The 20,023-nt window shown below is 67.4% G+C and carries 22 protein-coding genes and 1 tRNA gene; 5 read left to right on the top strand and 18 right to left on the bottom strand.

The window, feature by feature from the left end; translation table 11 throughout:
• Positions 1 to 13: 13 nt before the first annotated feature.
• On the bottom strand, positions 14 to 199 hold the full coding sequence (locus tag ESP51_RS21220) for a hypothetical protein (protein ID WP_338420352.1): 186 nt from the start codon (positions 197 to 199) through the stop codon (positions 14 to 16).
• On the opposite strand from ESP51_RS21220, the gene ESP51_RS15560 reads away from it, so the two are divergent.
• Complete coding sequence (locus ESP51_RS15560) at positions 182 to 676, top strand: phosphotransferase (RefSeq protein ID WP_338420351.1); 495 nt, start codon at positions 182 to 184, stop codon at positions 674 to 676. The genes ESP51_RS21220 and ESP51_RS15560 overlap by 18 nt on opposite strands.
• 44 nt (positions 677 to 720) lie before the next feature.
• Positions 721 to 1,146 (top strand): DUF1801 domain-containing protein, encoded by a 426-nt coding sequence (locus ESP51_RS15555; protein WP_206737326.1) that lies wholly within the window; start codon positions 721 to 723, stop codon positions 1,144 to 1,146.
• 52 nt (positions 1,147 to 1,198) lie between these two features.
• On the opposite strand, the gene ESP51_RS15550 is transcribed toward ESP51_RS15555, so the two are convergent.
• From ESP51_RS15550 to ESP51_RS15525, 6 genes are all read right to left on the bottom strand, one after another.
• Positions 1,199 to 2,197 carry a Gfo/Idh/MocA family protein gene (locus ESP51_RS15550; protein ID WP_164990549.1) on the bottom strand — a complete coding sequence of 333 codons (999 nt, stop codon included), beginning with the start codon at positions 2,195 to 2,197 and terminating at the stop codon, positions 1,199 to 1,201.
• A complete protein-coding gene (locus ESP51_RS15545; protein ID WP_129521808.1) occupies positions 2,194 to 3,393 on the bottom strand; it encodes a family 1 glycosylhydrolase in 1,200 nt (399 codons plus the stop codon). Before ESP51_RS15545 ends, ESP51_RS15550 begins: the two co-directional genes overlap by 4 nt.
• 48 nt (positions 3,394 to 3,441) lie before the next feature.
• Positions 3,442 to 5,055, bottom strand: a complete 1,614-nt coding sequence (locus tag ESP51_RS15540; protein WP_129521807.1) for a DUF5597 domain-containing protein — start codon at positions 5,053 to 5,055, stop codon at positions 3,442 to 3,444.
• Positions 5,052 to 5,900, bottom strand: coding sequence for a carbohydrate ABC transporter permease (locus tag ESP51_RS15535; protein WP_129521806.1), 849 nt, complete (start codon positions 5,898 to 5,900; stop codon positions 5,052 to 5,054). Before ESP51_RS15535 ends, ESP51_RS15540 begins: the two co-directional genes overlap by 4 nt.
• 1 nt (position 5,901) lies before the next feature.
• The gene (locus tag ESP51_RS15530) at positions 5,902 to 6,675 is read right to left on the bottom strand and encodes a carbohydrate ABC transporter permease (protein WP_338420350.1); all 774 of its coding nucleotides are present in this window, start codon (positions 6,673 to 6,675) and stop codon (positions 5,902 to 5,904) included.
• Positions 6,676 to 6,875: 200 nt separating this feature from the next.
• The gene (locus ESP51_RS15525) at positions 6,876 to 8,159 is read right to left on the bottom strand and encodes an extracellular solute-binding protein (protein ID WP_129521804.1); all 1,284 of its coding nucleotides are present in this window, start codon (positions 8,157 to 8,159) and stop codon (positions 6,876 to 6,878) included.
• Positions 8,160 to 8,261: 102 nt separating this feature from the next.
• Between ESP51_RS15525 and ESP51_RS15520 the strand changes: the two genes are divergently transcribed.
• A complete protein-coding gene (locus tag ESP51_RS15520; protein WP_129521803.1) occupies positions 8,262 to 8,870 on the top strand; it encodes a TetR/AcrR family transcriptional regulator in 609 nt (202 codons plus the stop codon).
• A gap of 157 nt (positions 8,871 to 9,027) precedes the next feature.
• Here ESP51_RS15520 and ESP51_RS15515 read toward each other — a convergent pair.
• The 10 genes from ESP51_RS15515 to rplU all read right to left on the bottom strand — a co-directional run bounded on the left by ESP51_RS15515 (position 9,028) and on the right by rplU (position 15,968).
• Positions 9,028 to 9,100, bottom strand: a tRNA-Ala gene (locus tag ESP51_RS15515).
• Between the two features lie 92 nt (positions 9,101 to 9,192).
• On the bottom strand, positions 9,193 to 9,567 hold the full coding sequence (gene rsfS / locus ESP51_RS15510; protein ID WP_129521802.1) for a ribosome silencing factor: 375 nt from the start codon (positions 9,565 to 9,567) through the stop codon (positions 9,193 to 9,195).
• Between the two features lie 44 nt (positions 9,568 to 9,611).
• Complete coding sequence (locus tag ESP51_RS15505) at positions 9,612 to 10,757, bottom strand: hypothetical protein (RefSeq protein ID WP_129521801.1); 1,146 nt, start codon at positions 10,755 to 10,757, stop codon at positions 9,612 to 9,614.
• Positions 10,754 to 11,356 carry a nicotinate-nucleotide adenylyltransferase gene (nadD, locus tag ESP51_RS15500; protein ID WP_129521800.1) on the bottom strand — a complete coding sequence of 201 codons (603 nt, stop codon included), beginning with the start codon at positions 11,354 to 11,356 and terminating at the stop codon, positions 10,754 to 10,756. The genes ESP51_RS15505 and nadD overlap by 4 nt, the downstream gene beginning before the upstream one ends.
• Positions 11,357 to 11,368: 12 nt before the next feature.
• Positions 11,369 to 11,575, bottom strand: coding sequence for a hypothetical protein (locus ESP51_RS15495; RefSeq protein ID WP_129521799.1), 207 nt, complete (start codon positions 11,573 to 11,575; stop codon positions 11,369 to 11,371).
• A gap of 51 nt (positions 11,576 to 11,626) precedes the next feature.
• Complete coding sequence (locus ESP51_RS15490; protein WP_129521798.1) at positions 11,627 to 12,895, bottom strand: glutamate-5-semialdehyde dehydrogenase; 1,269 nt, start codon at positions 12,893 to 12,895, stop codon at positions 11,627 to 11,629.
• A 9-nt stretch (positions 12,896 to 12,904) separates the two neighbouring features.
• A complete protein-coding gene (gene proB, locus ESP51_RS15485) occupies positions 12,905 to 13,723 on the bottom strand; it encodes a glutamate 5-kinase (RefSeq protein ID WP_129521797.1) in 819 nt (272 codons plus the stop codon).
• Entirely contained in the window at positions 13,720 to 15,306 is a 1,587-nt protein-coding gene (gene obgE / locus ESP51_RS15480) for a GTPase ObgE (protein ID WP_129521796.1), read from the bottom strand. Before obgE ends, proB begins: the two co-directional genes overlap by 4 nt.
• Before the next feature lie 74 nt (positions 15,307 to 15,380).
• On the bottom strand, positions 15,381 to 15,638 hold the full coding sequence (rpmA, locus tag ESP51_RS15475; RefSeq protein ID WP_129521795.1) for a 50S ribosomal protein L27: 258 nt from the start codon (positions 15,636 to 15,638) through the stop codon (positions 15,381 to 15,383).
• Between the two features lie 21 nt (positions 15,639 to 15,659).
• Positions 15,660 to 15,968: a 50S ribosomal protein L21 gene (rplU, locus tag ESP51_RS15470; protein WP_129521794.1), complete on the bottom strand. Its 309-nt coding sequence runs from the start codon at positions 15,966 to 15,968 to the stop codon at positions 15,660 to 15,662.
• Positions 15,969 to 16,183: 215 nt separating this feature from the next.
• On the opposite strand from rplU, the gene ESP51_RS15465 reads away from it, so the two are divergent.
• Positions 16,184 to 16,480, top strand: coding sequence for a DUF4031 domain-containing protein (locus ESP51_RS15465; protein WP_129521793.1), 297 nt, complete (start codon positions 16,184 to 16,186; stop codon positions 16,478 to 16,480).
• Here the strand turns inward: ESP51_RS15465 and ESP51_RS15460 are convergent.
• Positions 16,463 to 19,078, bottom strand: coding sequence for an Rne/Rng family ribonuclease (locus ESP51_RS15460; protein WP_129521792.1), 2,616 nt, complete (start codon positions 19,076 to 19,078; stop codon positions 16,463 to 16,465). The two genes, ESP51_RS15465 and ESP51_RS15460, sit on opposite strands and share 18 nt — an antisense overlap.
• Before the next feature lie 276 nt (positions 19,079 to 19,354).
• Here ESP51_RS15460 and ESP51_RS15455 point away from each other — a divergent pair, with 276 nt between their 5' ends.
• A complete protein-coding gene (locus tag ESP51_RS15455; RefSeq protein ID WP_129521791.1) occupies positions 19,355 to 19,981 on the top strand; it encodes a vitamin K epoxide reductase family protein in 627 nt (208 codons plus the stop codon).
• Positions 19,982 to 20,023 lie beyond the last annotated feature (42 nt).

The raw sequence follows: 20,023 nt of genomic DNA, 5'->3' as shown, positions 1-20,023 counted from the left end.
GTGGCTGGAGAATTCAGCCACCGTTCAGGCCTATCTCGGCGCGCTCCGCGCGGCTGGGGTTGATGTCCCAACGCCCCTCGGCCGCGACGGAGAGGGTCGGCATGTCGTCGAATTCGTCGAAGGCAAATCCGCCCTGGAACAACTGCCCCTCGGACACGAAGATCTGATGAGGGTCGGTCGGATGATCCGGCAGATCCATGACGCGAGTAAGAGTTTCGCCATGCCCGACCCGGATGGTTGGAACGTACTGCTGCCGGTGGAGCACCCCGACCTGATGTGCCACAACGACCTCGCCCCGTGGAACCTCATCATGGGAGATCGTTGGGTATTCATAGACTGGGACGGCGCGGGTCCGAGCACGAGGCTGTGGGATCTGGCCTATGCCGCGCAGTCCTTCGGCCTGCTGGTCGACGGGCAACCGGTGCACGAGGCTGCGTTGAGATTGCGAGCAGTCGTCGATGGGTATGGGGCAGATATCGCGCTGCGCACTGCGCTGCCGGCCGCCATGGCGAAACGAACAGCGGCCATGCACGATCTCCTGAAGTCCTCGCACGAGACCGGATTCCAGCCATGGGCTGACATGTATGTTGCCGGCCACGGCGAGCACTGGCGGGGTGCTGCTGACTACGTACGCCAGAACCTCCCCGTCTGGGACCAGGCCCTGACGGCCCCATGAAGACGGCCTTCTCGGCTGCAGACGAAGCGGCTAACATGACGCCCATGGCACAGCAGCCATCAGGGAAGCCCCGCCTGCTGGCAGGCGGCAACCCGCAGATTCCGAAGGGCGACGGCGATGAGCCCGTCCAGGCGTATATCGACGCGATGCCGGGATGGAAACGCGACGTCGGCCGCCACCTCGACAACCTCATCGTGCGTACCCTCCCCGACGTGCGCAAGGCGGTCCGCTGGAACTCGCCGTTCTACGGGACTGAGGGCAACGGGTGGTTCCTCGATTTCCACTGCTTCACGAGGCACGTGAAGGTGGCCTGGCACAACGGCACGTCGCTTGACCCTCCCCCTCCTGGAGAGTCCAAGCATGAGCGCGTGCGCTACCTCGACATCCATGAGGATGAGGAGCTCGACGATGAGCTCATTGCGAGCTGGATCCGCCAAGCCGCCGAGCTGCCCGGCGAGGATCTCTTCTGAACACGACGCGAAAACCCCTGCGATCGTCGCGGCACTGAGTGCGCCGACACGATCAGGGTTGAGCGCCTGCGGACTGCCGCACCTGGAACATGATCTCGTCGAGCAGGGTGAAGACGTCGACGGTGGCGTTGGCGTCATGTTCAGGATGCTGGAGCATTCCGGCGTCGATGGCGCGGATGACCTCGCTGAGCATCGGCACGTAGCCGTCTCCCGGCTCGTCGAATTCCACAACCTCCGGTCGCTCGAAGGACTCTTGTGTGGCGCCGGCATGGATCTCGAGCCGTCTGACTCCCCAGAAATAGGGAGGGATGTCGATCCAGCCGATGGTTCCGTTGACGGATGCCGCGAGGTCGAGGAACTCGACCATGGAGCTCCCTCCCTGCGCGAACGCACCGCCCGGATACTCGAACGTGAAGTGTTCGGACAGGTCGAGACCGTCGGCGCGGGTCGTTCCCCGCGCGGAGATCGACTCCGGGGAACCGAGCAGCGCGTGCGCGAGGGTGACCGGATAGATTCCCTGATCGAGTAGCGCGCCGCCACTCGCCGCGAGATCCCAGCGGCTGCCGCCTTCGGGGAACGGTGCTCCGAACGACGCCCGCACGCTGCGCACCTCACCGATTCGTCCCCGTGCGACCTCCTCGCGCAACCGCAGGAACCCAGGGGTGAATTTCATCCACATGGCCTCCATCAGGAAGACGCCCTGTGCGGCGGCAAGGCCGAACAGGTCCGCAACCTCGGCGGTGCTCATCGCCATCGGCTTCTCGACCAGGACGTGCTTGCCTGCCAGCAGAGCCTCACGGCTCATCCGGTGGTGGGTGGCGAACGGGGTCGCAAGGTAGATGGCATCGATCGAGTCGTCGGCGAGGATGGCGGCGTAGTCAGCCGTCGCCTTCGCGATTCCGAATTCCGTGGCGAAGCGCGCCGCCTTTTCGGGGTCCCGGCTGTGTACCACGACGGCTTCGGCTCCCGCGCATCGGGCCAGGTCGGCCGCGATCGAGCGCGAGATCGTGCCGGTGCCGATGAGGGCCCAGCGCTGCGGGGGCGTGGTCACGCTGGCAATCCACCCCGGCGGGCGACGTCTCCGAGCCAGGCGAGGCTCGGCTTGGGTGTGCGCTCGAAGGTTTCCCGATCGACCGCGATCAGCCCGAAGGTCGGCTCCCAGTGCCCCCATTCGTAGTTGTCGAGTGCAGTCCAGTGCAGGTAGCCGCGGACGTCGACATCGTCTGCCATCGCGGAGAACAGGCCGCGGAGGGCTCCGGAGGTGTAGTCGATGCGCCGGGCATCGTCTCCGCTCGCGATCCCGTTCTCGGTGACGAGGATCGGAACACCGCCCGTGACATCCCAGGTGTGCCGAACCGCCATTCCCAGCGCATCCGGTCGGTAGGACGTTCCCACGAGGGTGTTGTCGGGGTGCGGTGCGTGTGGCACGAGTCCGTTCTCGTCCACCTGTTGACTGGAGTAGGCCTGCACTCCGATGAAGTCGTCACCGCGGGCCGCCTCGAGGTAGAGGTCTTCCAGCGCGTATTGGATCTCGAGGTGCTTCGCCTCGTTGCCCGGAGTGGCGGTGAGCGCTTGATTCGCAACGGTCCAGCCAACCTTCGCACCGGTGGCGTCGCGGATGAGATCCCGCACGGCGTGATGCGCCTCGACGAAGCGACGTCCGACCTGCGGATCCGGGATCGGGAGCAGAGGTTGGACGGCGCCCTCGACCGTCGGGCTCTGCCATTCCGGCAGCTCACCTGACTCGGCCGCTCGGGCCATCTCGATCATCATGGTCATCATGTTGGGTTCGTTGATGGTGGCGACCCACTCCACCTCGTCGAGGATCGGGATCACGGTGCGCACGTAGCGGACGAAGTGATCGACGGCGTCAGCCGCCATCCAACCGCCCAGCTCAGCGAACCACTGCGGGCTGGTGAAATGGTGCAGGGTCACGACGGGCGTGAGGCCCAGATTCCTGGCCGTGTCGATCATCCGGCGGTAGTGCGCGAGCTGCGCTCGCGAGATCTGACCCTGCCGCGGTTCGATCCGAGCCCACTCGATTCCGAAGCGGTACGCGTTCAGGCCCGCGTCCGCGAGCAGGCGCATGTCCTCGGGGTATCGGTGGTACGAGTCGATGGCGTCGCCGCTCGCCACCATCCCTGGGATGGATTCCTCCCGCGCCCACCAATCGCTGCTCACGTTGTTGCCCTCGACCTGAAGTGGGGCGGATGAGGCTCCCCAGAGAAACCCGCGCTCGACGTTCATATGTTCTTCCTTCGTTGGTTTGTGCAATGGTGCAAATGCTCGCTGCCCTCAGCCGCGCCGGTCATGGCGGGGCATCCGGTACACCGTGAATCGGGAGATGCCGGTATGGGCGTTGTCCATCGGGATGGGGAATGGGCTGACGGTGCGCTCCATGGGCGGGTGGAGCACCGCTGCGCCGCCTGCGGTCTCGTCTCCGTTGAGCCGGCGGGCGCGCCTGCCGTCGGAGCCGAGCTCGTCGACGGATTCCAGCCCGACTTGCGACTCCGGGTCGCGGTCGCCGAACTCGATGCGGAATCCACGGCCCACGGCGAGATAGCGGTCCTCACCGAGCTCAACCACCACGCCGTAGCCCTGCCCGCCGGCGGGGTCGACGCCGAGGCGTGTCAGTCGGCTGACTGAGAGGACGGTGCGCCCGAGCTCCCGCGTCACGGTGGGGATCGCATCGGAGAGGTGGAAACCGACGCTCCCTCCCCCGGTTGTGGCGTCCATGCGGGCGGTGTGTGCCGCCTCGAGGAGTCGGTACGCGTCGGCGAGCGGGACGATCTCGGAGTGCTCGGCGGAGTCGACGCCGAAGGGCGAGACACCGATTGCACGGTATTGACCCATCGCCAGGAACGCGGTGCCGATCCCCGACAGGTCGCGGCGCTGTTCGGGGATGAACAGCCCTCGCGAGACTTCGGCGAAGGCTCCCAAGACCGTGTCGGGGTCACCGAAGTACAGGTCGGGAGCGAGCAGGTCCAGACTGGGCGCGACCGTGGTCCACACGTCGGCGACACGTGGAAGAGGTCCGCCGCTGGGGTATGTTCCGGGAACTTGGCCGCCGCCGACAGGGAATCCTTCGATCTCGATTTCGATGTCACTGTCAAGCCAGGCGTTCACGAAGAGCGGCAGCGCGGTCACCTGCCGTGCTCGGGACGCAAGATGCTCCACGTGGGAGGCGTAGCCCCAGGCCATGAACGCCTCGTCACGCCCGAGCGGGTCGCCCGATACGGCGGACCACGACTGCGATGTGCCGTGCTCGAACCCGGGTCGTTGTGCGAGGATGTCGCTCAGAATCAGCGGTATCGGGGCATGGAATGCGGCATCCGCCCACTCCGAGTTGTCCCGGGATGCGCCGAGCAACCCGATCTCGTTCTCGATCTGGATCATCAGCACGGTGCGCTGATCGGAGTCGATCGTCTCGACATACTCGACGAGAGCGTGGAACGCGTCCGCGTCGAGCTCGGTCGGGCCGAACGGCGTCAGGGTGTCGGAGAGTCGTCCGTCGGCGAGAACGCAGCGGGGATAGCGCTCCCAGTCCCGTTTGACCCATGCGGGCGCGTAACTGGAAGACCCGTTCTTCCACGCTCCGAACCACAGCAGCACCAGGCGCATCCCGGACTTCCGCGCTTCGGACACGAGCAGCTCAACGGAGGAGAAGTCGAACGTGCCCTGGATCGGCTCCACGGATTCCCACGTCACGCTGGCCAGGACGGTGTTCGCGTTGACGGCCTGCGCGACCTCGAACCCGCGGGCCAGCGCGCTCACGCCGGAAGTGGAGGAGTTGTGCAGCTCGATGCCGAGAACGGGAAACGGCTTGCCGTCGACGATCAGCTGCGCACGGTCCGTCGTTCGGTCGAGGTGAGGCGCCGTGTCGACGGCTGTGGTGCTCGTGTAGGTCATTTGATTCCCGTGCTCGCGATTCCCTGGATGAAGTAGCGCTGAAGAAAGAGGAAGACGACGATCATCGGCAGCACGACGACGACCGAGCCGGCCAGGAGGAGGCCGTAGTTCGTGCCGTTGGCTCCGACGGCGAACAGCGCGAGCGCCACCGGAAGGGTGTACATGTCGTCGGTCTGTGCGATCACGAGGGGCCAGAGGAAGTTGTTCCACTGTGCGAGGAATGTGAGGATCGCGAGGGTCGCCAACGCCGGCCCTGAAAGCGGCAGGATCAACCGGAAGAAGATGCGGGCCTCCCCCGCGCCGTCGATCCGCGCGGCCTCGAGGAGCGAATCGGGAATCTCGCCGATGAACTGCCGCATGAGGAAGACCCCGAGGGGGGTGACCACGTAGGGCAGGACCAGGCCGAGGTAGCTGTTGGCCATTCCCAGGTTGCTCACCTGCACGAAGAGGGGCACGAATGTCGCGATGCCGGGTACCACGAGCATCAGAAGTACGAGTGAGAACAGCACCTTCTTGCCGGCGAAGTCGATCTTCGCGAGGGCGTAGCCGGCCATCGAGCAGAAGAGCAGGTTGCCGATGACGCACGCCATTGCGACCACGACGCTGTTGAAGAAGTACAGCCCGAAGTTCTGCTTGGCGAGCAGGTCGGTGAAGTTGGACAGCGTGGGATTCTCGGGAAGCCACTGGTTGGGGTTCGCGAGGATCTCTCCGGTCGGTTTGATCGAGCCGAGCAGCATCCACGCGAACGGTGCCAGCGTGACGACGAGTCCGAGCGAAAGCAGGATGTAGATCAGCGCACGCAGCGAAGGTCGCCGCAGAGTGCGCCGCGGGGCGGCGATGGTCATGTCAACTCCTGGAGCGGAACAGGCGGAACTGGAGGAAGCTGAGCAGCGCGATGACGAGCACGAGCACATAGGACGCCGCCGAGGCGATGCCGTAGAGACCGAACCCGAACTGCTCGTAGGCGTAGTAGCCGATCGACGTCGTGCTGTCCAACGGGCCGCCGCCGGTCATGACGAACGGTTCTTCGAAGAACTGCAGGTAGGCGATGCTCAGCAGCACGGCGACGACGAGTGTCGTCGGTCGGAGCAACGGCAGCGTAATGCTCCGGAATGAACGCCACTTGCCTGCGCCATCCACGCTGGCTGCCTCGTGCAGCTCGGCGGGGATCGCCTGCAGCCCGGCCAGGAAGATGACCATCGGGATGCCGAAGTTCCTCCACACCGCCATGATGATCAGTGCCGGCATCGCCCAAGCGGGATCGTTGAGCCAGTCCGGCCCATCGATGCCGATTACGGCCAGGGCCGCGTTGAACAGGCCGTCGTCCTGGTACATGTACCGCCATACGACCGCGATCGCGATGATGCTAGTGACCACGGGTGCGAAGTAGCCGACGCGGAAGACTGCTTTGAGTCGCTTGATCCCCGAGTTGAGTGCGACGGCGATCGTCAGGGAGACGATCATCGTGAGCGGGATGCCGACCACGACGAAGTAGAGCGTGTTGAGCACGGAGCGCACGAACGTGTCGTCGGAGAACAGCGCGAGGTAGTTCTCCAGCCCGACGAATCCGACGTTGAACGGGGTGCGCAGGTCGCGGCTGGTGATGTCGGTGAAGCTCATCAGCAGCGATGCGAGTACTGGCCAGAGGCCGAAGAGCAGGAAGAAGAACAGGAACGGGCTGCAGAACAGCCAGGCGATCAGAGTCCGTCGCGCCCGGGCTCGGTCCCTCCTCCGGGGTGACCGCGAGTGGGCGCGGTCCCTCTTCCGAGGCGGGGAGCTGGTCCCCGCCTCGGAAGGAGCGATCAGGGTGGTCATGAGTGTTACTTCCCCGTACCGATCTTCTCGGCGCCGGACTGGATCGCGGCGAGCGCGTCCTCTGGGGTGCTCACGCCCTTGGCCACCTTCTCGGCCTCGCTGTCGACGAGGGCGCCGATCTGGGTCCAGGTCGTCACAGGCGGGGCGTTCTGAGCGCTCTCGAGCTGCTCACCGAACACGGCGAGGTTCGGGTCGGAGGCGAGCGCATCGCCTTCCCAGGCGGACTGGACGGCGGGCAGGTCGCCGGAGATCTCGAACCACTTCTCCTGCGTCGCGGCATCCGAAATCCACCGGACGAGTTTCCAGGCTCCATCTCGATTCTTCGCGTCCTTGAATACCGAGAAGTGGCTTCCGCCGATGTACGAGGTGTTCGCGTCGGGTCCGGCAGGGATGGGGGCAAGCCCGACGTTCGCGAGGAAGCCCTCACCGCCGGCCTGCGTCAGCAGGCCCATCTCCCACGGACCGGAGATGAACGAGCCGACCTCGCCGGCGACGAACCGGGGCTCGATCTCGCCGAGGTTGACGGGTCCGTTCTGGCTCGCGACGCCGCTCGTGAAGAGCGACTGGTACCGTTCGAGGCCTTCGAGGGCCTCGGGGGTGTCGAACGTGAACTCCTCGAGTCCGTCGTCAGTGAGCTGCGCGCCTGCCTGCCACATGTACGGGAGGACACCCGACCAGGTGTACGGCGCTCCAGTGGGAGCGGAGAAGCCCCATTCGGCTCCCTCGCCCTGGAGAGCCTTGGTGAACTCATCGAATTCGTCCCACGTCGTCGGAGCCGCGACACCGGCCGCCTTCGCGAGATCTGCACGGTAGAAGAGGACTCGGGTCTCGACGTACCACGGCACCGCGTAGGTGGCGCCGTCGATCTCGGTGCTCGACTGTGCGCCGGCGAAGAAGGACGAGTCGTCGACGAGTCCGTCGGGGACCGGGTCGAGGCCGCCCCCTGCCACGAACGACGCCAGATCCGAGGATCCGATCATCGTCGCGTCGGGGGTGGACCCGGATGCCACGGCGGTCTCGATCTTCTTCGCGTAGTCGGTCCACGGAAGCGCCGTCACCTTGACGTCCACGTCGGGGTTCTGCTCCTCGAACTCCGCGACGAGGTCGGGTAGGAGCTCGCCCTCGGTTCCCATCGCCCAGACGTCGATCGTCCCGGTCGCTGGGCTGTCATCGATCGCGGCGCCGGCCTCGGCGTCGGCGCCTGCCGTGTCCGCGCGTCCGCATCCTGTGAGTGCCAGGGTGACCAGAACGCCACCCGCGAGAGCGGCCAGAGCTGTCTTTCGTGCCATTGCAGTTTCTCCTCGTTGAGTCGGCTGGTGTGCTGCGGGACGACGATACCGCCAAACCCGAACAGGTGCAACATTTTCAGTCGAAACCGTTACCATTGCCACATGGCATCCGACACTGGGACCGATCTCGCCGCACCGGCGCGGCGCGGGCCATACGCGAAAACAGCGAAGCGGCGGCAGGAGATCGTCGATGCCGCGACCAACGTCTTCGCCACGCGGGGCTATCACGGCGGCTCGCTGCGAGACATCTCTCGTCAGATCGGGCTGAGCCTCACCAGCGTCGTCCATCACTTCCCAGCCAAGAGCGACCTCCTCGCGGCCGTGCTGGAGAACGCCGACCACTCGGCAGACTGGTTCCTCGATCGTGCCCGAGCCCATGGCGTGAAGAGCGCAATCCTCGATGTCGTCAGACACAACCTCGACAGGCCGGAACTGCTGCGCCTTCTCGCGATCGTGTCATCCGAGGCGTCCGACCCCGAGTACCCAGCGCACGGATGGTTCGTCAAACGGTACGAAAACCTCGCAGCAGAGCTAGAGCGGGATATTGCACACGACATCCAGCAGGGCAGGGTGCCATCGGATGTGGATCCTGAACAGGCGGCGCACCTGATCATCGCCGTCTGGGACGGCCTACAGCTGCAGTGGCTGCTGGATCCAGCACAGGACATGCCGGGTCGTATGGATCGGGCGCTCGATCGACTCCTCGGCTGAGACTCGCCACTCGGGTCATCTCGGCCGTCCGCCACCGAACAGGCAGATGTCCTTTTCCGGCTCCTCGGGGCGATTTGAAAAAGGCCCCAAAAAGGCCCCAAGGGCTCTACTTCACGAGAAGAACCCCTGAGAACTTCGCGTTCATCAGGGGTTTCGGTGGATCTGAGGGGACTCGAACCCCTGACCCCCTGCATGCCATGCAGGTGCGCTACCAGCTGCGCCACAGACCCGTACGCCCCGTTCGGGGCAACGAATTGAGCTTACACCAGCCGCGGGTCCCGGATGAAATCGAGACCCGCTCAGCGGATGCTCGCGGCTGCGCTCAGCTGCTCGTCGCCAGGAGCGGTGCCACGGGCAGCGACGGGCAGTCGAGCCAGAGCCGTTCGAGCCCGTAGTAGAGGCGCTCCTCCTGGTGGAAGACGTGCACCACGAGGTCGCCGAAATCGAGCAGGATCCAGCGGCCGGCGTCGTGACCCTCACGGCGACGGGTCTGGGTTCCTGAGCGACCGAGCACTTCCTCGACCTCGTCGGCGATGGCGACGACGTTGCGCTCGGAGTTGCCGGTGACCAGCAGGAAGATGTCGGCGAACGGCAGCGGACCCGACACGTCGAGTGCAACCAGGTCTTCACCGCCCTTGGAGTCTGCCGCTCGCGCCGCGATGGCGAGCAGGTCGAGTGCCTCGTGTGATGCGGTCATACGCTCTTTTCCGGATTCTGAGAAGTCGATGTGGATGCCCCGGCTCAGAAGAGGCCGGCGACGGCACCGATGACGAGTGTGGCGACGACGCCGAGTGCGAGGACGCCGGCGGTGACGGCGAGTACGAGAGGAGCGTTCACGCCCTCCTTCTTGGGCGGAGCCATCATCGCGCGAGCGGCACCCTGCGTGCTGATGGCGCGGGTCGCCGCGATCGGCGCGCCACCTGTGCCCGCGCCGTCTTCGACCTGGTCGAACAACCGGTCGACGTCGGCCGAGTCGATGTGGCTCGGGTGCACGCCCGTCGCGCCGTAACTGCGCGGCAGGTTGATCGAGCCGGTCACGATGATCTCACCGCTCGCTGCAAGCGGGTTGTTGTTGCCGGCCGGCGCCTGATTCGGCAGCGACGGCAGGATGAGCGCGTTCGTGGTGGTCGGAACGCCGTGGCTCACGCCGCCACGTGAGAGCAACTGGTCGAACGGCTCCGCGCGGTCGGCCGGCACGTTCAGCTGAGCGGTCCAGTGGCCGACAGGCTTCTGTGACACGACAGCGTCGGCGGCAAGGCTCGCCTCGGCGGCCGGCTGGTGCGGCGCCGGTGCCCTCGTCGGCACCGGAGGCGACAGCAACGGATGCTCGCTGGGAACAACTGCAGGAGGTGGCGTTGCGACCACTTCGTCGTCGAGGTCGAGTTCATGCTCGTGCTGCGCATCGAGCATCGCCCGGAGCTCGCGTCGCGTCAGCGTACGCTCGGGAGCGCTGTGCTCGACGCTCGGCTGGCGCGGAGCGGGCGCCGACGGCGCCGGGAACTGCGATCCGAACTGGGTGGGCGGGGCGGGAGCCGGCGGCGCGACGGGTGTAGGGGGCGACGTGGGCGCCGGCTGCGCGGCGGGCTGCGGGTATCTGGGTGCGAACGGGTTCTGCTGCGGTGCCGCCACGGCTCCCCCGAACGGCGACGGTAGCTGGCCGGATCCTCCGGCTGGGCGCGGCGCGGCATAGGCCGGAGCTGCAGGCGGCGGCGCGGGAGCGGGGAACTGCGGTTGCGGCGGGACAGTCCGAACCGGCTGGTCGACCTGCTGGTCGCGCGGGGCGGGAGGTGCGGCATCCGGGGTCGTCGAAGGCGCCTGCTGCTCTCGCAGGCGCTCACGCTCACGAGCCTCGCGGCGCGTAAGCGGTGGTTCCTGTGACGACGTCATTCGACACTCCGATAGAGGTGGTGCTTGGAGATGTACTGGACGACCCCATCGGGCACCAAGTACCACACCGGGAATCCCCGGCGCACCCTGTCCCGGCAGTCGGTCGACGAGATCGCAAGTGCCGGAACCTCCAACAAGCTTACGTCTTGCTCTGGCAAACCCGAAACGGACAGCACATGTCCCGGACGACTCACAGCCACGAAGTGCGCGAGCTCCCAGAGTTCGCCGACGTTCTTCCAGGAGAGGATCTGGGCGATCGCGTCGGCGCCGGTGATGAAGAACAGGTCGGCGTCGGGGCGCTGGCTCCTGATGTCGTGGAGCGTGTCGATCGTGAACGTCGGCTTCGGACGATCGATGTCGACGCGACTCACGGTGAATCGCGGGTTCGACGCCGTCGCGATGACCGTCATGAGATAGCGGTGCTCGGCTTGTGTGACGTCGGATTTGTAGCTCGGCTGGCCGGTGGGCACGAACACGACCTCATCGAGCTCGAGGTGTTGGGCGACCTCGCTCGCGGCCACGAGGTGCCCGTGGTGGATGGGATCGAAGGTGCCACCCATCACACCGACCCGTGGTCGGCGTTCCTCGCTCGTGATCACGCGACCGCCCGCTCAGTGACCGCCGTGCTCGTCTCCTGAGTGGCGGGCAGCATAGGCTGCCGATTTGCTGGTGTGGCGGTTGGCCACGTCGCGGTAGGACGCGACGATCATGGCGAGCACCGCGAAGATGACGAGCGCGATGAGACCGTAGACCCACGAGTCGATCGGCAGTTCCCTGGCGTGCACCGTCTCGGTCAGCACTGCGGTCACGAGGCTCATTCGCCGTTCCTTTCGAATCCTGCGGGTGTCGCTCCGGACAGTCTAGCGAGGTCAGGCACGCACATGCCCGGCGCCGCGCACGATCCACTTCGTGCTCGTGAGCTCGGGCAGTCCCATGGGGCCCCGTGCATGCAGCTTCTGCGTCGAGATGCCGACCTCGGCACCGAAACCGAACTCCGCGCCGTCGGTGAAGCGAGTCGAGGCGTTCACCATGACCGCCGCGGCATCCACCTCGTTCAGGAATCGCTCGGCGTTGCCGAGGTCGTTCGTCACGATCGACTCGGTGTGCTTCGTCGAATAGCGACGGATGTGCCGCAGCGCGTCGTCGATCGAGTCGACGACGCCGACCGACAGGTCGAGGCTCATGTGCTCGGTTGCCCAGTCCTCATCGGTGACGGGCAACGCCTCGGGTCGGAGTGCCCGCACCCGCTCGTCGGCGTGGATCGTGACGCCGGATGCCTCGAGCCGGTCGAGCACCGCGGGCAGCAGCCGCGCAGCCGCCGCCTCGTGCACGAGCAGGGTCTCGAGGGCATTGCAGACGCTCGGTCGTTGCACCTTCGCGTTGTGCACGAGCTCGACGGCCCAGTCTTCTCGCGCGCTCTCATCGAGGAACATGTGCACGACCCCGGCGCCCGTCTCGATGACCGGCACTCGCGCTTCGTCGACGACGGCACGGATGAGGCCGGCGCTCCCACGTGGGATGAGCACGTCGACGTAATCGCGTGCCTGCATGAGATGGCGGGCACCGGCGCGGCCGAAGTCGTCGACGGTCTGCACGGCGTCGGCCGGAAGTCCGGCGGCGTCGAGTGCGTCGCGCAGTGCTGTGACGAGCACGCGGTTCGTCTGTTCTGCGGCGCTGCCGCCGCGGAGCACGACCGCGTTGCCGCTCTTCAGCGCGAGCACGGCGATGTCGACGGTCACGTTCGGTCGTGCCTCGTAGATCGCACCGACGACGCCGAGCGGCACGCGCACCTGGTCGATGCGGATGCCGTTCGGCAGCGATCGGCCGCTCACGGTCTCGCCGATCGGATCGGTGAGACCGATGACCTCGAGCACCGCCTCGGCGAGTGCGTCGACCCGTCGCTCGTCGAGCTCGAGGCGGTCGAGGAGCCCGGCGGCGAGGCCGGCTTCGCGGCCCGCGGCGAGGTCGAGCGCGTTCGCGGCGACGATGTCGGCGGACCGCGCCCGGAGGATCGCGGCAACCTGTTCGAGGGCGGCATCCTTCTCGGCCGTCGTCGCCTGCGCGAGCCGGAATGACGCGTTTTTCGCGGCAGCGAGCCGCACGTCGATCAGGCTCGTGTCGACTTCGTGGTGCTCCATGGAATCAGCCTAGGCGAGCGCCGGTTCGCCGTCGGCCGTGTGACGTTCGGGGGCGGGCTCGAACCACGTGCCGACCTCGCGTCCGGCCAGCGCGTCGGCGACGAGGCTCGTCGCCGTGATCAGCACGGCGGCACCGGCCTCGGCTGCGATGCGCGCCGCCGACACCTTGGTCTCCGCTCCCCCGGTGCCGACGCCGGCGCGTCCGACCGAGCCGATCTCGACGCCCGTGAGGGCGTCGCCGAACGGCACGTGCTCGATGCGCTTCGCCCCATCGAGGTGCGGCGGCTTCGTATACAGCGCGTCGACGTCGGACAGCAGCACGAGCAGGTCGGCGCCGATCAGCTCGGCGACGAGGGCCGCGAGCCGGTCGTTGTCGCCGAACCGGATCTCATGGGTCGCGACGGTGTCGTTCTCGTTCACGATCGGCAGGATCTTCAGCGCGAGCAGCCGGTCCATCGCGCGCTGCGCGTTCGAACGCGGCGTGGGGTTCTCGAGGTCGCCCGCGGTGAGGAGCACCTGCCCCGCGACGATGCCGTAGCGGTCGAGCGAGTCCTGGTAGCGGAAGACGAGCAGGTTCTGCCCGACGGATGCCGCGGCCTGCTGGGTCGCGAGATCGGTGGGCCGCTCGTCGAGCTTGAGATAGGGCATGCCGGTCGCGATGGCCCCGGAGGAGACGAGCACGACCTCGATGCCGCGCTCATGTGCGGCGGCGAGCGCGTCGACGAGGGGAGCGATCTGGCCGGCGTTGTCTCCGCTGATCGAGGAGGAGCCGACCTTCACGACGATGCGGGTGGCGTGTGGGATCTCCGTGCGCCGCCGGGGTGTCACCGTTGGCCCTCCTCGCCCACACCCTCCTGAGCGGAGACAGCGGCGTTCGACGGCTCGCCCTCGACAACGGGCTCGTCCTCGGCATCCGGCTCCGACCACATGCCGGCCGCGCGCTCGCGCTCGAGCTCGGCTCGAGCCTCGGCCTTCGCGTCCATGCGCTCGTGGTAGTCGCTGCGGCGCTCGTTGCGCGTGGCACGGCGTTGCTCGTCGAGACGGAGGTCGGAACCGCGCGGGGCGGTGATGAGCTCGGCGGTGGACGTGAGCGTCGGCTCCCAGTCGAAGACGACTCCGGCACCGGGGCCGATGACGACAGCCGAACCGGCAGTCGCTCCGGCGCGCACGAGCGCATCCTCGATGCCGAGTCGTGCAAGGCGGTCGGCGAGGTAGCCGACGGCCTCGTCGTTCGTGAAGTCGGTCTGCGCGACCCACCGCTCGGGCTTCGAGCCGAGTACCCGGTACAGGGTGCCGTAGCTGCCGCCTTCGGCGCGCACGGTGAACCCGGCGTCGTCGACGCTCCTCGGACGCATGACGATGCGCGGTGCAGCGGGGGCTTCGGCCGCCTCGCGTCGCGCGTTCTCGACGACCTCGCCGAGCGCGAACCCGAGTTGACGCAACCCCTCGTGGCTCACCGTGGAGATCTCGAACACGCGGTAGCCGCGCGCCTCGAACTCGGGCCGCACGAACGCGGCGAGCTCGCGTGCCTCGGGCACGTCGATCTTGTTCAGCGCGATCAGCTGCGGACGCTCGAGCAGCGGCACCTGGCCCTCGGGCACGGGATACGCGCCCAGCTCGCCGAGGATCACGTCGAGGTCGCTCACCGGGTCGCGGCCCGGCTCGAGCGTCGCGCAGTCGATGACGTGCAGCAGGGCCGAGCAGCGCTCGACGTGGCGCAGGAACTCGAGCCCGAGGCCCTTGCCCTCGCTCGCACCCTCGATGAGGCCCGGAACGTCGGCAACCGTGAACCGGCTCTCGCCTGCCTGCACGACGCCGAGGTTCGGATGCAGCGTCGTGAACGGGTAATCGGCGATCTTGGGGCGCGCCGCCGACAGCGCCGCGATGAGGCTCGACTTGCCGGCCGAGGGGAAGCCGACGAGCGCGACATCCGCGATCGTCTTCAGCTCGAGGATGACCTCGCCCTCGAACCCGGGCGTGCCGAGCAGCGCGAAGCCGGGAGCCTTCCGCTTCGTCGACGAGAGCGCGGCGTTGCCGAGACCGCCCTGGCCGCCGGGAGCGACGATGAATCGCATGCCGGGCTCGGCGAGGTCGGCGAGCTCTTCGCCGTCGTGGTCCTTCACGACGGTGCCGACGGGCACCGGGAGGTCGAGCGTCTCGCCGGCCGCACCGGAACGGTGGTCGCCCATTCCGGGTCCGCCGTTCTCCGATGAACGGTGCGGACGGCGGTGGAAGCCGAGCAGGGTGGTGACGTTCGGGTCGGCGACGAGCACGATGTCGCCACCGTTGCCGCCATTGCCGCCGTCAGGGCCCGCGAGGGGCTTGAACTTCTCGCGGCGTACTGAGACGCATCCGTTCCCACCGTGACCGGCACGCACGAACAGTGTCACCTCGTCGACGAAGCTGACCATGTGCTGCATCCTCCTCACGGATGAAAACGCGTGAGGGCGAGCCGAAGCCCGCCCTCACAGAATCGTTCGGTCGACTATTCGCCGGCCGCCACGATGTTGACGACCTTGCGGCCACCCTTCTTGCCGAACTGGACCGCACCGGCCTCGAGTGCGAAGAGCGTGTCGTCGCCACCGCGACCGACGCCTGCACCGGGGTGGAAGTGCGTGCCGCGCTGGCGGACGAGGATCTCGCCCGCGCCGACGACCTGGCCGCCGAAGCGCTTCACGCCGAGGCGCTGGGCGTTCGAGTCACGACCGTTGCGAGTGGAGCTCGCTCCCTTTTTGTGTGCCATGTCTGATTCTCCTTGCGGCCGCTACTTGATGCCGGTGACCTTGACGCGCGTGAGCTCCTGACGGTGCCCCTGACGCTTCTTGTACCCGGTCTTGTTCTTGAACTTCTGAATCACGATCTTCGGACCGCGGAGGTCGTTGAGGACTTCGGCGGTAACCGTGACCTTGGCAAGCGACTCGGCGTCGGAGGTGATCTTCTCGCCGTCGACGAGGAGGACCGCGGCGAGTGAGACGTTGCCGTCCTTGTCTGCCTTGATACGGTCCATCGTCACGATGGTGCCGACTTCGACCTTCTCCTGCCGACCGCCGGCGCGCACTACTGCGTAAACCACTACTCGTACCTATCTCTGGGGAGCCGGAGCTCCGGCTGCTGATGGGATGTCACTGCGCGGGACCCCAGCGGGGAGGAGGGTCGTCACTGCCAGAAAACTGTGCGGGCACACCGTGATAAGCGGTGGCACCAACGGTCGAGTTTATCCGATCAAGGGTGGCCGGTCAAACGCGCGACTTACGGCGCGTCGCGGAGGCTCGCGCGTAGGATCGGCGCATGACCGTGCTCATCGACACGCCGCTGTGGCCGAAGCACGGCACTGTGTGGGCGCACCTCGTGAGCGACGCCTCGATCGAGGAGCTCCAGGCCTTCGCCCGCCGCGTCGGCCTGCCGCCGCGCTCGTTCGACCTCGACCACTTCGACGTGCCCGTCGAGCGATACGACGAGCTCGTCGCGGCCGGCGCTGAGCCGGTCTCGCCGCGCGAGCTCGTCGCCCGGCTCCGCCGCAGCGGGCTGCGGGTCACGCCGCGTGAACGGCGTGCCCGCGCGTCGGGGTCAGCCGTCGACGGATGACTCGGAGGCATCGGAGCCGTCGGCGCGCGTGATGACCGGCACCCCGCCGGCACCACTGAGCGCCGCAGTCGACACGCGACGGCTGCGTGCGCGACCCTCGCCCGCCTTCTTCGGAGCAGGCAGCGCGTCGAGCACCGAATCGAGCAGCACCTCGGCCTCGGGCGCTCGCGCGGGACGCTTGCGCTCCACGGGCGGCACCGGCAGATCGAGCAGCTGCACGCTGTCGCGAGCAGTGTCTTGGACCGGCGCGGTCACGGTCGAGCTCGTCGGCTCGGCGGCGGGAGCAGACTCAGCCGCGCCCTGCTCCTGCGTCACCCGGCGGTGACGGCTGCGGCGGCCGCCCGCGGTCCTCCCGGTCGATGCCGCAGGGGCGCCATCGGTTTCGTCAGCCGACCGCGTCGTGCTCACGGCATTCGATGCCGCGGTCTCGGGCTTCTGCTCGGCGTGCACGATCGTCGACGCCGCGATCTGCGCGAGCGCATGCTTCACGTCGTCGGTGATCGCGTGCGTGCCCGTCTGCGCCTTGGCCTCGTCGGGCTGCTGGGCCGCCTGCGACGGCGCACCGCCTCGACCACGACGCCGCTCGGGCTGCTGCTGCTGTTGCTGCTGGCGGTGCTTCACGACCGGTTCGTGGTGCACGATGATGCCGCGACCGGCGCAGACCTCGCACGGCTCGCTGAACGACTCGAGCAGGCCGAGGCCGAGCTTCTTGCGGGTCATCTGCACGAGGCCGAGTGACGTGACCTCGGCCACCTGGTGCTTGGTGCGGTCGCGGGAGAGGCACTCGACGAGCCGGCGCAGCACGAGGTCGCGGTTCGACTCGAGCACCATGTCGATGAAGTCGACGACGATGATGCCGCCGATGTCGCGCAGGCGCAACTGGCGCACGATCTCCTCGGCCGCCTCGAGGTTGTTCTTCGTCACCGTCTCTTCGAGGTTGCCTCCCGAGCCGACGAACTTGCCCGTGTTGACGTCGATGACCGTCATGGCCTCGGTGCGATCGATGACGAGCGAGCCGCCCGACGGCAGCCAGACCTTGCGGTCGAGCGCCTTCTCGATCTGCTCGGAGATGCGGAACTCGTCGAACGCGTCGCGCTCGCGCTCGTAGGGCTGGATGCGCTCGAGCAGATCGGGGGCGACCTGGCGCACGTAGGACTCGATCGTCTGCCGCGCCTCGTCGCCGGCGATGACCATGTGCTGGAAGTCCTCGTTGTAGACGTCGCGCACGATCTTGATGAGCAGGTCGGGCTCGGAGTGCAGCAGCGCAGGCGCCTGCACCTTCTCGAGCTGGCTCGAGATGTCGGCCCATTGCGCGATGAGACGGTTCACGTCGAGCGTGAGCTGCTCTTCGGTGGCGCCTTCGGCCGCGGTGCGCACGATGACGCCGACGTTGTCGGGAAGCACCTCTTTCAGGATCTTCTTCAAGCGAGCGCGCTCGGTGTCGGGAAGCTTGCGGCTGATGCCGTTCATCGACCCGTTCGGCACGTAGACGAGGTAACGGCCCGGCAGCGAGACCTGGCTCGTGAGCCGGGCGCCCTTGTGGCCGATCGGGTCCTTCGTCACCTGCACGAGCACGCGGTCGCCGGGCTTCAGGGCCAGCTCGATGCGTCGCGGCTGATTCGCCTGGCCGTTCTCGGCAGCGGCATCCCAGTCGACCTCGCCGGAGTACAGCACGGCGTTCCGGCCGCGGCCGATGTCGACGAACGCGGCCTCCATGCTCGGCAGCACGTTCTGCACGCGACCGAGGTAGACGTTGCCGATGAGCGAGGAGTCCTGGTTGCGCGCGACGTAGTGCTCGACGAGCACGCCGTCTTCGAGCACGCCGATCTGGATGCGTCCGGCCTTCGAGCGCACGACCATCTTGCGGTCGACGGACTCCCGGCGGGCGAGGAACTCGGCCTCGGTGATCACGGTCCGGCGGCGGCCGGCATCGCGACCATCACGACGGCGCTGCTTCTTCGCCTCGAGTCGCGTGGAGCCCTTGACCTTCTGCGGCTCGGTGATCAGCTCGGGCTCGCGGGGCTTTCGCACCCTGACGACCGTGTTGGCCGACTCATCGCTCGTGGCGCGACCCTCTTCGCCACTCCGGCGGCGAGTGCGGCGGCGCACGCTCGACGGCTCATCGCCCTCGGGCGAGCCACCGCGTTCGGGCCGTTCGCCGCGCTCGGGTCGCTCGCCACGCGTCTGCGGTTCTTCGCCCTCGGGCGTGGCGAGCACCGGCGGGGCGTGGAAGATGAGCGACGTCGTCGAGAGCACGGCCGGGATCGGCGAGCGCTTGGCGGGAGCCGGTACGTCATCGGTGTCGGATGTCGCGACCTCGTCGCTCACCGCGACCGCGGTGAAGGGCCCCGACGTCGTGTCGTCGCCTCCGGCTGCGGTCGTGCGCTCGACCACGGGCGCCGTCTGCACGGCCTCCGGTGCCGCAGTGTCGATGACCTCGGGGGACGCGGGCGCGGGTTCGAGGATCGCGGCAGGCCGCTGCTCCTGAACCGCGCGGCTCCGAGCCGAACGTCGGGCTCCGAAAAGGCCCCCACGTCGCTTCGGTGCGCCACTGCCGGTTTCGGGTTCGTTGTTGTTCTTCTCGTTGCCTTCCACCATCTCTGGTGCACTCCTACGCCGGTTCCGACGGCCGCGCCGTCGTTCCGTACTCGTCTCGAGCGGTTCTACGCCGTGCGCAGAACCGCCAATCCTTCATTACTGCGACCGGCAGGTTGCCTGTGTCGCCACGTCTCGCGGTGCGTTCGCCCGCTCACTCGGATGCGGTGCATCCTCAAAGCCTTCATTGGCGTCGTGCCGGGCGCGGCCCGGACGACTCATTCGATTATCGCACGGTCTCACAGCATGGTGTGGATTACGGCGTGCCATAATCCGAGCATGGCGGACTCTTCCCGGCGGGCTCGGCCCGTCGCCCTGGCGATCTTCCTCGTGATCGCAGGGGTCCTCGGCCTCCTCGCCGCGTTCGCACTCTCGGTCGAGAAGGTGCTCTCGCTCGCCGATGCCGGCCATGTTCCGTCGTGCAATGTCGGCGTTCTCGTCGGGTGCAGCGTGAACCTCGACTCCGCCCAAGGAGAGGTGTTCGGGTTCCCGAACCCGTTCATCGGCCTCATGGCGTGGCCGGCGGTGATCTTCGTCGGAGTGGCGGTGCTCGCCGGCGCACGCTTCCCACGCTGGTTCTGGGTCGTCTTCAACCTCGGCGTGGCCGGTGCGCTCGTGTTCGTGGTCTGGCTCATCGTGCAGAGCATCTACGTGCTCTACGTGCTCTGCCCGTGGTGCATGCTCACCTGGGCGGTGACGATCCCCACATTCTGGGCGGTCACGCTGCACAACCTGCGAGCGGGGAACATTCCCTCATCGGCACGTGTGCAGCGCGTTGCAGCCGCGTGGTTCAAGTGGATCCCGCTCATCACCGTCGTCTGCTACGGCATCGTCGTCGCGCTCGCGCAAGTGCACATGAACGCGATCCCGCTCGTGATGATCGACCTGCAGAACCTGTCCCGCTGAGTCGAGGAGCGCCCGCCGGCCGGTTCAACCGGCCGGCGCGGC

Origin of the sequence: Agromyces albus (assembly GCF_004134825.1) — a bacterium.
Classification (GTDB): Bacteria; Actinomycetota; Actinomycetes; order Actinomycetales; family Microbacteriaceae; genus Agromyces; species Agromyces albus.
The sequence above is the reverse complement of the archived record's forward strand: the minus strand, read 5'-3'. Positions and strand labels throughout refer to the sequence as shown.